Here is a 15,023-nt window from a genome sequence, read left to right as displayed (position 1 = left end):
TAGTTGTAAACGGATTCGACCATGAGTGATGAAGAAGAGCAAGATTGTCCCGAATGTGTAGAGGGGTTGCCTGCTTACATGGCAACCTTTGCCGATCTCATGTCTTTGTTGATGTGCTTTTTCGTGCTTTTACTGTCATTCGCTGAAATGGATGTCATCAAGTTTAAGCAGTTGGCAGGCTCGTTGAAGTTGGCATTTGGTGTACAGCGCGAAGTTCAAGCTGACTCTATTCCGATGGGAACGTCGGTAATTGCTCAAGAATTCAGTCCTGGTCGGCCAGAGCCCACGCCGATTAATGAAGTGAAGCAAAAAGCGGATAATACCCCCGAAAATACATTAGAAGTAATTTGTAAGCCTGGTGATGCCGAATTGAAAGAGCAAAGTGACTCAGGGGCTCCTGCTCCCGTTATCTTCGTGGATAAGTCTCATGCAGACCTTGAAAGAGAGAAAAAAATTCAAGAAACGGAAGGCGATGCACAAATGATTGCGTCTGTGATGCGTGAAGAAATTTCGAAAGGTACGGTGGAGATTGAAACACAAGAAGAGACGATTACGATTCGAATTAAAGATCAAGGATCCTTTGAGTCTGGTTCTGCTGAGCTGAATTACGATTTTATTCCCGTTATTGATTTAATTCGAGATGTACTTGTGGGTATTCAAGGTACCATTTCTGTTGAAGGGCATACGGATAATGTGCCTATTGATAGCCGCCGATTCCGTTCTAACTGGCAACTGTCTTCAGCTCGGGCTATTTCAGTGGCAGAAGAATTGTTTTCTACTGGGCAGCTTAATCAAGGCCGATTTGCTGTGACGGGGTACGCCGATACACGACCTTTGGTCGCAAATGATACTCCGTTTAATCGTGCAACCAATCGACGAGTTGAAATCGTTATTAAGCAAAATGATACATCACGTCCGAAAATGCGCAGTAGTGTTGACGGCTTTCCGACAGATGGTGTGATTGAATTTGACCTAGATAGTGTCGATGAATTGAGGCCGAACGAGATTTTTTAATCTGGATTTAATTTAGGTTTAGTAAGGAGCTTCGGCTCCTTTTTTGTGCCTGCTTGGTGGTTTTGTTAATTTTTAATGCTGAGATTAGAGTGTTTTTTTGCTATGGTTTGCGCAGATAAAATTGAGGAAGAAAATAAAATGCGAGTAGCCGTCATTGGCGCCTCTGGGCGCATGGGAAAAAATTTAATCACAGCCATCAATGACGCCGATGGCGTTTCTTTGGGTGCAGCGGTGTTAAAGCCAGGTAGCAGTTTAATTGGTGCTGACGCTGGGGAAATCGCCGGCATTGGAAAACTGGGCGTTGCTGCGGTTGCTTCATTGTCTGATTGTGTTAATGATTTTGATGTTCTGATTGATTTCACCACGCCGGCTTTAACCTTAGAGAATGCCGCTTTTTGTGCTCAACATCAAAAAGCCATCGTTGTGGGAACAACCGGATTAAATGATGACGAAAAAGGCAAGCTAAACGAAGCGGCTGAAAAATCTCCTGTCGTTTTTGCTCCGAACATGAGTGTCGGTGTGAATTTAACGCTTAAGTTGCTTGCGACAGCGGCACAAATTTTGGGTGATGATTATGATGTGGAGATTATCGAAGCCCATCATCGTCATAAAGTAGACTCTCCTTCAGGTACCGCGTTGCGAATGGGTGAAGTCGTTGCCGACGCACTAGGTCGCGATCTTAAAGAGTGTGCGGTCTATGGTCGAGAGGGCCAAACAGGCGCTCGTACGCAAAAAGAGATTGGTTTTGAAACGATTCGTGCTGGCGATGTCGTAGGTGAACACAGTGTTTGGTTTGCCACAGAAGGTGAGCGCATTGAAATTACTCATAAAGCCAGTAGCCGTATGACATTTGCTAAAGGTGCGGTACGTGCCGCTAGCTGGTTATCAGGCAAGTCTGCAGGGATGTATGATATGCAAGATGTGCTTAACCTGAAATAATAATGCATACGTTGATGTAAGCAAATGCTCAAAAAATGGCCGCTGATTGCGGCCATTTTTATTTTTGCTTAATAGTCATAAATAAAGAGACTTACGGCGAAAGAACATCCGCTAACTTACTAGATTCCAATCGCCCCTTTAATTCGCCTTTTTTATTAATCACAGGTAAATCAAAGCGTGTATTAAGAGAAAGAGGAATGACCTTTTGCAGCAGGTTTGTTTGACGCACAGGTTCTACATGGATGAGAACATCGTTCAATAAGTCGTCATCTTGTAGCTGATCTAAGCTCTGTTTAGTCAGTACGCCTTGGTAGCCTTCGCTGTTGAAGACAAAGGTGTATTCCTTGTCTTGAGGGAAGTTGTCCCTTACTTCTTTTGCTGTATTGCCTTCTACTTTAGCCGTATCTGCCGTCATGATGGTCTGGACGGTGAGTGCTCTTGCTCGATTCACATCTTTGGCAAAGGCTCTAACGTAATCATCAGCCGGTTTTAGGACGATATCGACAGGGGTGCCAACTTGTACCAGTTTGCCGTCTTTTAATACGGCAATACGGTCTCCAAGTCTTAGCGCTTCATCTAAATCGTGAGTGATGAAGATAATGGTCTTTTGTAAGTTTTCCTGCAGTTCCATGAGCTGCTCTTGCATCTCGCTTCGGATCAGAGGATCAAGAGCGGAAAAGGCTTCGTCCATTAGTAGGATTTCAGCATTGGTACAAAGCGCTCGAGCAAGACCGACGCGTTGCTGTTGACCACCGGAAAGTTGAGAAGGGTATTGGTCTTCGTAACCAGTCAATCCAACTGTTTCTAACCATTCTGTTGCTTTCGGTTTCCATTCTGCTCTTTTTTCGCCTTTGATAAGAAGACCGTAGCCAACATTATCAAGCACGCAGCGATGAGGCATAAGACCAAAATGCTGGAATACCATGGCCATTTTATGGCGACGGAAGGTGATTAAATCTTTTGGCGACAGTTCCATGATATTTTCGCCGTCGACTTTTATCTTACCTGCGGTTGGGTCAATAAGACGGTTAAAATGACGGATTAATGTGGACTTGCCTGAGCCTGACAATCCCATGATAACGAAGATTTCACCACGTTTTACTTTCAGGTTTATGTCTTGTAGGCCTATTGTATGGCCAGTTTCCGCTAAGATTTCGTCTTTAGACGCGCCTGCTTTTACTTTAGGTAATACATCGTTTGGGTTAGAGCCAAATATTTGATATAGGCCTTCAATCTCGATTAATGTTTCGCTGTTGTTATCCATTCTCATTACCTTCAAGGTGTTTTTGTGCGCGTTTTGCGTAGCTCTGAGAAACGCGATCAAAGATGATGGCAAGCGCTACAATAGCGAGACCATTCAATAGTCCAAGGGTAAAGTATTGGTTTGTAATGGATTTCAATACTGGTTGTCCTAAGCCTTTCACACCTATCATTGAAGCGACAACGACCATGGCAAGTGCCATCATGATAGTTTGGTTGATGCCGGCCATAATTGTTGGCATGGCAAGCGGGATTTGAACCCCAAAAAGTCGTTGTGTCGGAGTGGCCCCATAAGCGGTGGCGGCTTCGAGAGTTTCCTTATTTACCAGGCGAATCCCTAAGTTAGTCAAACGAATAACGGGAGGAATAGCGTAGATAACCACAGCGATGACACCAGGAATTCTACCTATGCCCAATAGCATAACTACAGGGATGAGGTAAACGAAAGCGGGCATCGTTTGCATGATATCGAGAAGCGGGGTGATGATGGATTTGGCTCTGTCTGATCTGGCCATCAAAATGCCAATGGGAATCCCCACACATATAGAAAGAATCGTACAGACGGTAATAATGCTTAAAGTTCGCATTGTGTCTTCCCACATACCGAAGTAACCAATAACAAGGAAAGAGGTGAGCACACCGGCACACAGCTTCCAAGATCGCGTTGCGGCATAAACCAATCCAACGATCGCGGCTAAAACAATCCACCATGGTGTTTGTATCAGCAGATTTTCAAACCATACAAGAAAGTGTAGAAGTGGGTCGAAGAAATTCTCGATGGATTCTCCATAAGCCCGAGAGAAGTCGCGGTAGGCGCCATCGAGTGTTTGTTTAATGGTGAGGAGGTTGCGCCGACTCATATCTGGAAACTCAGTCAACCAAGAGCTATCTGTCATAAATTAGTTCTCAAAGAGTAAAACGGAGTAGGGAGCCGTACCACTGGATGCAGTACGGCTTATTACTGTCTTAAAGTTACTGTCTAATAAATTAAAGTTACTGTCTAATAAATTAAAGTGACTGTCTAAATAAATTAAAGTGACTGTCTAAATAAATTAAAGGTTTTCTAGTGCACCATCGATTTTGGCTTGTATGTCTTTGTTAACCCATTTAGACCAAATGTCTTTATTGTTTAGCATGAAATTTTCAGCCGCATATTGGCCATCCGCTTGGTTGTCTTCCATCCATGCGAGCAACGAGTTCATTTTAGCATTAGTGAAAGAACGTTTAGCGGTGTACGCGTAAGCCAGAGGCGCTCTTTTTGCGAACGCCATTGTTGTAACCGTATAGACTGGAGAGGGTGGATACATGGTAACTTTTGGGTCCAAACAGCTGTTTTCAGCAATACAGTTAATATAGTGATCTTTATCTATGCCGGTGCCAAAGTCTACTTTTACCATTTCGTATTTACCGAGTATGGCAGTTGGTGCCCAGTAGTAGCCAAACCATGACTCTTCGCGCTCATAGGCGCGACTTAACGAACCGGATAAACCTGCAGATGAACCTGGGTCAATCAGCTCAAACCCTGCTTCTTCAAGCTTTAGAGCCGTGAATAGATTACCAGATGAGATTTGGCAACCCCAACCTGCAGGGCAGCCATAAAAAGCGGAAACAGAATCATCTTCTGGGTTAGGGAATTCTTTTGCGTGTTTTTTGATACCTTCGATTGTCGCCAAAGAAGGGTCTTTATCTACCATGTATTTTGGTACCCAAAAACCTTCTTCACCGCCATCCGATAATGATCTACCGGCGATACTTAGGCGCTTTTCTGCTACACCACGGTCAATCAGTGCTTGAACCGCGTTTGTCCACATTTCTGGCGCTATATCTGGTTGGCTTTTTTCAATCATTGAGGTACTGGTTGGCATTGTATCACCAGGTATTAGCTCTGCATCACAGTCAAAGCCATGTTCTAAAATGAATTTATCGATATTGGCAATGAGTGATGCTGAGTTCCAGTTCATATCAGCAATTTGAACCTTACCGCAACTGCCTGTTGCAGCGAAAGAAGAGGTTGCAGCGAGTGCCATAAGACTCGCAATAATACTTTTTTTATACATTATTATGTTCCTGTTATGATTTGTTTATAAGTAAACAATGTGCATTTAGTTTACACGTCTAATCAATTATATCAATTTGTTTGTCATTATCTCTGTTTTTTAAGCCTTATAAATCCATATAAAACAATAGTTTATGTATATATATTAGCTTTCTAAAAAGTATGAGTTCTATTTGTTTTTATGGTCGAAATGAGAGGGTATTCTATGAGGGGGCTATAAAAAGCTCGATTAACATACGTTGTTAGTCGAGCTTTAGGTGTTAGATAAAAGGGTGATTAAACGTGAGGAGGGTTGATATCCAGCATGGGGGCCGCGTCAATATGTTCGGCATCCATCATCATTGCGATACGTTGCAAGGATGAAAGAACTTGAGTTTGTTCCCAGCCTTCTAACGATTCAAATTCACCGATGAATTTTTCATGCAGTAAGGGCGGTGCCGTACTCAAAATAGCTCTACCTTCCGGTGTTAATCTTGCGTTGACAATACGTTTGTCTTTTTGCGCTCTGACTCGCTCTACCAGTTTACGATCTTCTAAACGATTGAGAATCGTTGTGACCGTTGCTTGGCTCAATGACACACTGTCGGAAATACGGCGAACGGTAACATCACCTAGTTCTTCAATAGAACGAAGTACCATGATTTGCGGAATCGTTAAACCGCAGGCTTTTACAACGCGTTTGGATTGTAGATCGGTTGCTCGGATAATGCGCCTTAAGTGAACAAGAACATCATGTAGGTGTTGCGGATTAGACATAGTGATAAATGATCCAGAAAATTTTACGGATTATATGGTTTTGTAGAGGTCTGTAAAAGCTAAGTTTTACGTTATTACAGTTCAAAGTATAGGTTTACTTTCCTATCTTAGAAAGGTCAACATGAAAAATCGAATTTGTAAAAATAGACGGTAACGTGATTTGCTAAAAAGGCTTTTTATTATCGCCCTTTTAGTTCATCAAAAGCAGCGATGGCTGCCAATCTTGCTGGTTTATAATCGATAACGGGCTCTGGATAGCCGCACTGTTTTCTCTGCTCAGGACTTGGATTATGGATGCATTTTGCGTCTAGCGTTGCGAGCTCAGGAACAAAGCGTTTGATAAAATCGCCACTCTTATCATAGGTTTGTGATTGTCTGGTTGGGTTGAAAACGCGAAAATAAGGCGCCGCATCGCAACCGGTCGATGCGCTCCACTGCCAACCACCGTTATTTGCCGCAAACTCACCATCAATAAGCTGACTCATGAAGTACGCTTCGCCTTTTCGCCAGTCTGCAAAAAGCAGTTTGGTAAAGAAACTCGCCGTGACCATTCTTAAGCGGTTATGCATCCAGCCAGTTTGATTAAGCTGTCGCATGGCGGCATCGATAATGGGAAAGCCTGTTTTACCTTCACACCACGCCGTAAATTCTGCTTCATTGTTTCGCCAAAGTAAGGCATTAGTTTCCTGTTTGAAAGGGCGACTCATAGAGAGAAAAGGGAAGTGTTCCATGAGTTGACGGTAGAAGTCGCGCCACGCCAATTCTTTTAACCAAATGCTGTCTTGCCAGCGTCGTTCTTCTTGGTTGCAAGTGTAAATGATTGCTTCTAAACACTGCCTTGGTCCTAATGCGCCTAATGCAAGATAGGGCGACAATGTGCTGGTGGCAGGCTGCACTGGGTAATCTCTGCTTTCTTGGTAATGGCGTTCTTTATGGTGACAGAATAGCCAGAGTTTTTGCTTGGCAATATCATGATCCGCTGGCCATAAGTCCTCCCGAAAAGGTTTCTCCCAAGTAAAGTTTAGCGATGGCTCCGGCAGGGGATCAGCTTGGGACTCCAGTGCTGGAAGTGGCGTTATATCTTGTTGTGCAAGGAGTGTGAGCCAACGTTTGAAAAAAGGTGTAAATACTTTAAATGGCGTACCTTGCTGACTAAAGACAGCCTGTGGAACGATAAGATCAGCAGACAGAGTATGGGTCTTAATTTGATGTTGGTGTAACTGTTCGCAAACCGAGTGGTCACGTTGTTGCTCGTGTATGGGCAAGTCACGATTAAACCAAAGATGCTTGATGCCATGATCTAGGCAAAACGCGGTCATGGCATCTGGCAACGCATCAAAGGTCTCTGCGTTAATAATATGCAATGGAATCCCAAGAGCCGCCAAGGTCTTTGCTAAGGTTTTAATAAGTCCTGCTCGTAAACCTGTTTTGGCATCCGATTCATTATGTTCGGACCATTGTGTTGGCGTGACGGTCACAACAACGCCAATGCCCTTGTTTAAGGCATTCGCCTCTAAAGACGCTGAATGCAGTGCGGGGTTATCTAGGCAGCGAAGGTCATTTCTGAGCCAAACAAGATGTTCTATTTTCATTGGATTGTTTGCCTTATACCGTATTGCGAATGCCAAGTGGCGATGGGTATGGGATGAAGTAACTTTGCTCGTTAATGTATTCGCTGCCGTAGTGTTTTAAGTAGTGACGCAACAGTGTGATCGGTGTCGCAAGATTGACTTCGCCGCGGCGGTATTGTTCGACCACATCCAGAATGTCTTTTCTGACCGACACATCGACGGCATGTTTTAAATAACCTACAAGGTGCATCAACACATTACAGTGATTCTTACGTTCTGCTGGTTGTGACAAGGTTGTCATTAATATTTCAAAATAGGCATCTTTTAACTCATCAACAGGCCTTGGGTCATTGCCTGACAGTAGACGACCAAGTTGTCGATAAACCGGTTGAGAGTGCGCCATAACCATATATTTATAACGGCTATGAAAGGCGATAAGGTCTTTCATTTTTGGTTTTTCCCCAACGCTATGACGAAAATCATGATGAGTAAAAACTCGTAATAAAAAATTCTCTCTGAGTATTGGATCATTTAAACGACCATCTTCTTCGATTGGCAATAATGGATAACGTCGTTGCAACTCTTTGGTGAATAAACCTGCACTTCTCTGCATGTGTGGATGACCGTTTTCTTGATACACCTTAATGCGTTCCATGCCGCAACTAGGGGACTTTTTCATCAATATGTAGCCGTCTAAATGAGATAGCTTTTCCAGATATTGATTAGACGCCGCCATGAAAGTTTCAGAGACATCTTCATCGGAGTTCTTAGTGAACGTCATTCTCGGTGAATTTGGGTCACCTTCTAGGCGTAATGTTGGTCGAGGCGTACCAAATCCTGCGGCCATTTCAGGGCAAAATTTTTGATAGTCAAAATACTCGCTTAGCACGTTGTCACAGTAATTAGAGTGGCTGTGGCCGCCATTGTATCGGACGTTTTCACCCAGTAAACATGCGCTGATGCCGACAGGTATTTTGTGTGTTAACTGGTCTGGTGTATTCAAAAAAAGTGGCATATTGATGTCCTCCAAAAAATAAAATACGTGCTTTATTTTGCGTTTTTTATCCAATTTGTTAGGGAAAGAGCGCTTAGCAAAGCGCCTTCTGCATCGCCTTGGCATAACCAGTCACCCGCTAAGCCGACATTGTGTTCTGGTGCCCATGCGTAATTATTATTGCCTTTATTTTCGACAAAGCGACTTAGGAACCAACGATGAGGTTCCCCATGGCTTAACACGCGTTGCTCTGTGTGCTCTGAAAATGCTTGCAGTAATTTTTTTGTTATCCAGTCTTTGTCGGTATCAAGGTGCTGCTTTGTCCAATCTGGGTTGGTTTGGATAACCCAGCGATCGACTTTGTCGCTGTTTCTCATGGGTTTGTAGTTGTCTTTGATCATGCGAGCGATAGGTGAGTTTTGTAGTTCAATAAGCGCATTAAGATTACTGTTTTCTGTTTCTAACCACATGGCCCATTGCGATTGGTAGGTTGCACAAGCTTGGTTCGCCCTGAGCAATAAGACCGCCAATTTTTCGTTAGTCGCAAGCATAGCCGCGGCTTGAGGAGCGGGTGCGGTGATGATGATTTTCTTGGCAATGACAACAGGCTGATATTTATCGTCTCTTAATAACCAATGCGTTTGATCACCTTCATCTTGTGATATTTGATCGAGGTGATGGATGCGAGAATTAGTGATAAACGTAGCATTACTGAGCCAATGGCGCGTTATTGCGCTCATTTTAGGCACACCGACAAAAGCTTGTTCGTCAGCTGTACTAAATTGCTTCCAAGGAGCGGCTACGCTGGCTTTGGTAAGCTCTTCAAAGAGCGCTAACGTGTCTGCATGCTTTGCATAAATATAAGGAGCGCCCAAGTCACAGCTGATGTCACCCTCTAATCGTTTACTACTGGCACGACCACCGCTGCCGCGACTTTTATCAATCACACAAACTGTCTGACCAGATTGAGACAACAAGTGCGCACATAAGCTGCCTGCTAGTCCTGCGCCAATAATGGCGATATCGAATGTTGGTGTCTGAACCTGATTTGTTGGTGTGTTCATCGTATGTCATCCCAGTGTCTTTGTTACTTTCTTATACAATATATAATTTTGTATAAGAAAAGCAACTACCTTGTACAAAAAATTATTTGTATAGTTTTTGGTAGTTGTATAAGTTTAGGTCACAATAGACGAATTGCCTTAGATGAATGATGATTTATTGGAAATGCTTATGAGTCAGTCGAACCAAAATATGGAAACAACAGATCTGCAAGCGTCAAAATCAGTGGATGAGCTGGTTCTTTTAGAGAGCTCAGCCTACTTTCCTATTCGTGAGTTATCGCTAAAAACGGGTGTGAATTCAGTGACACTACGTGCTTGGGAGCGACGTTATGGATTGCTCAAGCCTAAACGAACAGGTAAAGGCCACCGACTATACGATCAAGGTGACGTCCAACGTGTTGAAGGTATATTACGTTGGATTCAGCAAGGCGTCGCCGTGAGTAAAGTGCGAGCTTTGCTGGAGCAAGAAGTGGCTCCAGATGGCGTCGTACCTTCGAATGAATGGTTAGAGTGGCAAGTGGCGTTAGTGAAAGCGTCAAAGGCGTTTCAGGAAGATAAGATAGAGCAAATGTATCAGCAGATATTTTCTCAATATCCTGCCGAAATTGCGGTGCGCGATTGGCTATTACCAAGTTTTGAGCAATTAGGAAAAAGTGCTGAGTTGGCGTTTTGTGAATCGGTTCTGCTGCCCTGTCTTGTATCGCGTGTGATGAGTTTAAAGTCTCAGAAAAAGCAATATCAGGGTAAGAGTTTGCCTAAGGTTCTTATTGCAGGATTAACCTCTCAACGGGTTTTATGGTGCTATATGGCGGCCGCGATAATGCTTGATAAAGGACTTCCTTGTACCGTACTGCCTAATGCGTATCACAGCGATGATTGGTCGAGATTTGTTGAAACAACTCAAGTGCAATCGGTGTTGGTCTTTTGTGAAAATGAATTGGCGGCGAAAGCGTCTGACTTGATCAATCAGATGCAACAATGGCAAAGGCCTGTCGTCGTCGTTGGGGCGAGTTTTTGGTTATCAGCGCATGAGTTAAATATGACCCGTGCAGGTAATGTACAAGTGTATTCTGAGGCGCTTGAAGGTGTTATTGCCTTTATGAAGGCGACTGTGGGAAAGTAAAAAACTATCAGATGGATATCTATAATAAATTTTAAATATTAACAATTCTCATTTAATCTATTTTTTACATTAAACGAGGAGATTCAAATGACTAAAACAATCAGTTTTGCTGTTATGCATTTTACCATCGCATTCAGTGTTGCTTACTTAATCACAGGAAGTTTTATTGTGGGTGGTTTGGTCGCCATCGTTGAGCCAGCCATTAATACCGTGGCGTATTACTTCCACGAGATTTTTTGGAATAAAAAACAACAAATAAGCAAAGACATAAATAAAGAAAAAACGTTTACGGCAGGTTTTCAAACAGTAGGCGAAAGCTATGCGTTAAGAGCGATGTAAATAGCGGGTTGAATTTGGTTGTGTCGTACAGTTTTTGAACTCCTTGAAAACTCCGCTAACGCTGAGCGTTAGCGGAGAAGGAGGTCTGCGAATGTTACGTCAATGGATTAATCAAGAAGTATAAAACAACCGCCACAGCGATAGGTGCTGTGAATTTCATTGAGATATTCCACAATGCGTAAAGTGTGCCAGAAAGCTCTAACTCTTCTTTTGCAAACTTATCTTTAACAACCCAGCCGGCAAACAGAGCAATCAAGATACCGCCTAATGGCAACATGATATTTGCTGTGATGTAGTCTAAGAAATCAAATGTATTTTTGCCGAACAAGGTCACGTCAGACATAAAGCTGAATGACCCTAGACAAGCAATACCTAAAGCCCAAACGGCAACGCCAAGCGTAATCGCAGCGTTTGTACGTTTCATCTTGAAGCGTTCAACCAAGAAGGCGACCGTCGGTTCTAATAGAGATATAGCAGAAGTCCAAGCGGCAACGCCTACTAGGACGAAGAACAAGGTTCCGAATAATTGACCAAATGGCATTTGGCCAAAGGCAACAGGCAATGAGATAAACATCAAACCTGGTCCCGCAGCCGGATCCATTCCATTAGCGAAAATAATTGGAAAAATAGCCAAACCAGCCACTAGCGCAACCAGTGTGTCTAATGCGCCAATAGCCAATACTGTTTTACCAATAGACGCATTTTTAGTCATGTAAGCCCCGTAAGCCATGATAGTTCCCATACCCAAAGAGAGGGTGAAGAACGAATGGCCCAGCGCGATCAAAGCCGAGTTCCAAGACAATTTACTGAAGTCAACATTAAACATGAAGTTCCAGCCTTGAGCAAAGCCGCCCGTTGTCATGGCATAGCCCAACAAAATGATCAAAAGTACGAATAGGGCAGGCATCATAATACGAGTGGCTGTTTCAATACCTTTATTAATGCCTGCAGCCACAACCGCAATCGTCATAATGCTGAACAGAGTGTGCCAGCCTAATAGCGTTGCAGGATCTGCAAGAAGGGCGCCGAAGGCTGCTCCAGCTTGATCCGATGTGATGTCGGCCATTTCACCCGTCAGCATGACTTTAATGTAATGAAGAACCCAGCCGCCTACGACAGAGTAGAACGAGAAAATGAAAACGCCAGACAGCATTCCCATTACCCCAATGATGCCCCATTTCCTAGATCCTTCAGATTCTTCTGAGACATCCATTAATGCATTGATTGGGTTTTTGCGAGCACGGCGGCCAATAAACACTTCAGCCATCATGATCGGAATACCGACGAGTAAAATACAAGCCAGATAGACTAGAACAAATGCCCCGCCACCATTTTCACCTGTGATGTAAGGAAATTTCCAGATGTTACCTAAACCTACAGCGGAACCTGTTGCCGCCAAAATGAATATCCATCGGCTCGCCCACGAACCTTGGATAGATGTTTTATTTGTCATAGTTATCTCTAAGTTATTGAAATCAAATTATATAAACAGCAATCGGAGTCCGCTTTTTTATCCATACTTGCGACATCCACATAGCCTGTATGAATGAGTACTCGTCAGCAAAACTCCGAATAGGGGCGGGATTTTCCGAATTTCGTCGCGGATATGCAACAAAAAATGATGTTTTATCGTAATTCCTTCTAATACGTGTGATTTCGTTAACCTTGATAGGTTCTGGCCTGCAGGTAAGATTATGGCTGTAATAGTTAGTTCTCTAAATATATTTCTAGACTTGATTTTAGTTTCACGTATAATGTTTAGACATCAAATCATATTGAGTTAAATCTACTTTACATTGTTCTTATTGCTTATAAATCAGCTGTTCTGTGATTGTCTGGCAATAAGCCTTTAGATTTAGCCGTATTTTAATACTTTGTTTTCTAATGGGTATGATCATGAATTCAAAAGAAATTGTGTTTAATAAGCCTAGCGCAATAGATGGCATGGCGGTTCATAAGTTGGTGGGATCTTGTCCGCCACTGGATACGAACTCGGTTTACTGTAATTTATTACAAGCCAGTCATTTCAATGAAACCTCTGTTGCCGCGAGTTTTGATAGCGGTGAGTTAGTGGGTTTTGTATCGGGTTATATTCTTCCCAATAAAGTAGATACATTATTTGTTTGGCAAGTGGCTGTGAGTGAAAAAGCACGCGGCCAAGGTTTAGCAAAAAAAATGGTTTCATCACTGCTTGAACGATCCAACTGTTCGGGTGTGCGCTACATCGAAACCAGTATTACGGCTTCTAACCAAGGTTCTTGGGCCTTATTTCGAAGCTTAGCCGATCAGCTTGGTGCGCCTTTAGAAGAGTCTGTGATGTTTGACAAACAGGTTCATTTTAACGGATTGCACGATACCGAGCAGCTGGTCACCATCGGCCCCATCTCATTCTAGTAGAGAAAATACGATGAGCTAGAAAGCCACGCTTTCGCTCTCAAATTTTCTTTCAAGCCCCGTTTATTAATTTACAGGACGATAAAAATATGAAAATTTTTGAAGAAATTGAATCAGAAGTACAATCTTATGCACGCTCTTTTCCTCGTGTTTTTCACCGTGCGCTAGGCGCTCATTTATACGACCAAGAAGGCAATAAATACTTAGACTTTTTGGCTGGTGCAGGTACTTTGAATTACGGTCATAACAATCCGATTTTCAAAGAAGAGTTAGTGAAATACATTATGGAAGATGGCATTACTCACGGTTTGGATATGCACACCAAAGCGAAGGGTGAATTTTTAGAAGCCTTTAAAGAGCATATTTTAGTGCCTCGTGGCTTAGAATACATGATGCAGTTCACTGGCCCAACCGGTACGAACGCGGTTGAAGCAGCGCTTAAGTTGGCTCGAAATGTAACGGGTCGTGAAAACATCATCAGTTTTACCAATGGTTTCCATGGCTGTAGTTTAGGTGCTTTGTCTGTCACAGGTAACTCACATCACCGTGGGGCGGCAGGTCTAAGCTTGGGCGCCGGTGTATCGACGGTGCCATTTGATGGCTACTTAGGTGAAGGCATTGAAACGACGGAATATCTAGATAAAGTGTTGTCGGATTCTAGTAGTGGCGTGGACATGCCAGCGGCTGTAATTGTAGAAACCGTGCAGGGCGAAGGTGGTATTAACGTGGCCAGCTACGGTTGGTTACAAAATCTAGAGGCCGTTTGCAAGAAACATGGCGTTTTATTGATCATTGATGACATACAAGCGGGTTGTGGTCGAACGGGTACCTTCTTTAGTTTTGAAGACGCCGGTATCACGCCAGATATCATCACTATGTCTAAATCATTAAGTGGTTATGGTTTGCCGTTTGCAGTCGTTCTGATGCGTCCAGAGCTGGATGAATGGAAACCAGGCGAACACAACGGTACTTTCCGTGGTAATAATTTGGCGTTCGTTACAGCAAAAGTGGCGATTGAAACCTATTGGAAAGACGATGCGTTTGAGAAAGAAATCAAACGTAAAGGCGAATACATTCATCAACGTACGCAAGCCATTGTGAATGAATTTGGTGAAGGCAACTTTATCGTTCAAGGCCGAGGCATGATGCGCGGTATCAACTGCGTTAGCGGCGAATTGGCAAATAAAATCACGAAAAAATGTTTCCAAAATGGTCTGATGATAGAAACTTCAGGTGCGGATGATCAAGTGGTTAAGTTTCTTTGCCCTCTGATTATTAGTGATGAAGAGTTGAAAACAGGCATTGATATTTTAGAGCAAGCGATTCGAGAAGTCTGTGCCAAAGAAGACGACATGCCTGAAGCGAAAAGCTACTTTGATGAAAACTACGACATTGCGATCTAGTTCTATTTCAGTATAAGTCGTCTTTTTTATGAAGACGGCTTCTATTGAATACTTGAGTGACATAAATGGTAAGTTCAAAACCTCAAGCTTTTTTCGGTCGTTATTTGCCG

At 43.1% G+C, this 15,023-nt stretch carries 14 protein-coding genes; 6 read left to right on the top strand and 8 right to left on the bottom strand.

The window, feature by feature from the left end; translation table 11 throughout:
* Positions 1 to 21: 21 nt before the first annotated feature.
* A complete protein-coding gene (locus MP3633_RS14100) occupies positions 22 to 1,014 on the top strand; it encodes a flagellar motor protein MotB (RefSeq protein WP_176336015.1) in 993 nt (330 codons plus the stop codon).
* 138 nt (positions 1,015 to 1,152) lie between these two features.
* A complete protein-coding gene (gene dapB, locus MP3633_RS14095; protein WP_112141559.1) occupies positions 1,153 to 1,953 on the top strand; it encodes a 4-hydroxy-tetrahydrodipicolinate reductase in 801 nt (266 codons plus the stop codon).
* 91 nt (positions 1,954 to 2,044) lie between these two features.
* Here dapB and MP3633_RS14090 read toward each other — a convergent pair whose 3' ends face one another.
* From MP3633_RS14090 to MP3633_RS14060, 7 genes are all read right to left on the bottom strand, one after another.
* Positions 2,045 to 3,217 carry a quaternary amine ABC transporter ATP-binding protein gene (locus MP3633_RS14090; protein ID WP_176336014.1) on the bottom strand — a complete coding sequence of 391 codons (1,173 nt, stop codon included), beginning with the start codon at positions 3,215 to 3,217 and terminating at the stop codon, positions 2,045 to 2,047.
* On the bottom strand, positions 3,210 to 4,109 hold the full coding sequence (locus MP3633_RS14085) for an ABC transporter permease (RefSeq protein WP_112137106.1): 900 nt from the start codon (positions 4,107 to 4,109) through the stop codon (positions 3,210 to 3,212). Before MP3633_RS14085 ends, MP3633_RS14090 begins: the two co-directional genes overlap by 8 nt.
* 156 nt (positions 4,110 to 4,265) lie before the next feature.
* Positions 4,266 to 5,270 carry a glycine betaine ABC transporter substrate-binding protein gene (locus MP3633_RS14080; RefSeq protein WP_112137107.1) on the bottom strand — a complete coding sequence of 335 codons (1,005 nt, stop codon included), beginning with the start codon at positions 5,268 to 5,270 and terminating at the stop codon, positions 4,266 to 4,268.
* A gap of 275 nt (positions 5,271 to 5,545) precedes the next feature.
* A complete protein-coding gene (locus MP3633_RS14075; RefSeq protein ID WP_112137109.1) occupies positions 5,546 to 6,025 on the bottom strand; it encodes a MarR family winged helix-turn-helix transcriptional regulator in 480 nt (159 codons plus the stop codon).
* A gap of 179 nt (positions 6,026 to 6,204) precedes the next feature.
* Positions 6,205 to 7,617, bottom strand: coding sequence for a cryptochrome/photolyase family protein (locus MP3633_RS14070; RefSeq protein WP_176336013.1), 1,413 nt, complete (start codon positions 7,615 to 7,617; stop codon positions 6,205 to 6,207).
* A 13-nt stretch (positions 7,618 to 7,630) separates the two neighbouring features.
* On the bottom strand, positions 7,631 to 8,611 hold the full coding sequence (locus MP3633_RS14065) for a YbgA family protein (RefSeq protein WP_176336012.1): 981 nt from the start codon (positions 8,609 to 8,611) through the stop codon (positions 7,631 to 7,633).
* 32 nt (positions 8,612 to 8,643) lie between these two features.
* On the bottom strand, positions 8,644 to 9,654 hold the full coding sequence (locus MP3633_RS14060) for an NAD(P)/FAD-dependent oxidoreductase (RefSeq protein WP_176336011.1): 1,011 nt from the start codon (positions 9,652 to 9,654) through the stop codon (positions 8,644 to 8,646).
* A 169-nt stretch (positions 9,655 to 9,823) separates the two neighbouring features.
* Here MP3633_RS14060 and MP3633_RS19045 point away from each other — a divergent pair, with 169 nt between their 5' ends.
* Both MP3633_RS19045 and MP3633_RS14050 read left to right on the top strand, forming a co-directional pair.
* Positions 9,824 to 10,777 (top strand): MerR family transcriptional regulator, encoded by a 954-nt coding sequence (locus tag MP3633_RS19045; protein ID WP_280526380.1) that lies wholly within the window; start codon positions 9,824 to 9,826, stop codon positions 10,775 to 10,777.
* 87 nt (positions 10,778 to 10,864) lie between these two features.
* Positions 10,865 to 11,116: a DUF2061 domain-containing protein gene (locus MP3633_RS14050; protein ID WP_176336009.1), complete on the top strand. Its 252-nt coding sequence runs from the start codon at positions 10,865 to 10,867 to the stop codon at positions 11,114 to 11,116.
* 94 nt (positions 11,117 to 11,210) lie between these two features.
* Here the strand turns inward: MP3633_RS14050 and MP3633_RS14045 are convergent, their stop codons facing one another.
* Positions 11,211 to 12,569, bottom strand: coding sequence for a sodium-dependent transporter (locus MP3633_RS14045; RefSeq protein WP_176336008.1), 1,359 nt, complete (start codon positions 12,567 to 12,569; stop codon positions 11,211 to 11,213).
* A 443-nt stretch (positions 12,570 to 13,012) separates the two neighbouring features.
* Here MP3633_RS14045 and ectA point away from each other — a divergent pair, with 443 nt between their 5' ends.
* Positions 13,013 to 13,510: a diaminobutyrate acetyltransferase gene (gene ectA / locus MP3633_RS14040; RefSeq protein ID WP_176336007.1), complete on the top strand. Its 498-nt coding sequence runs from the start codon at positions 13,013 to 13,015 to the stop codon at positions 13,508 to 13,510.
* 89 nt (positions 13,511 to 13,599) lie between these two features.
* The gene (ectB, locus tag MP3633_RS14035; protein WP_176336006.1) at positions 13,600 to 14,913 is read left to right on the top strand and encodes a diaminobutyrate--2-oxoglutarate transaminase; all 1,314 of its coding nucleotides are present in this window, start codon (positions 13,600 to 13,602) and stop codon (positions 14,911 to 14,913) included.
* Positions 14,914 to 15,023: the final 110 nt, after the last annotated feature.

This window comes from Marinomonas primoryensis, from assembly GCF_013372285.1.
Classification (GTDB): Bacteria; Pseudomonadota; Gammaproteobacteria; order Pseudomonadales; family Marinomonadaceae; genus Marinomonas; species Marinomonas primoryensis.
The sequence above is the reverse complement of the archived record's forward strand: the minus strand, read 5'-3'. Positions and strand labels throughout refer to the sequence as shown.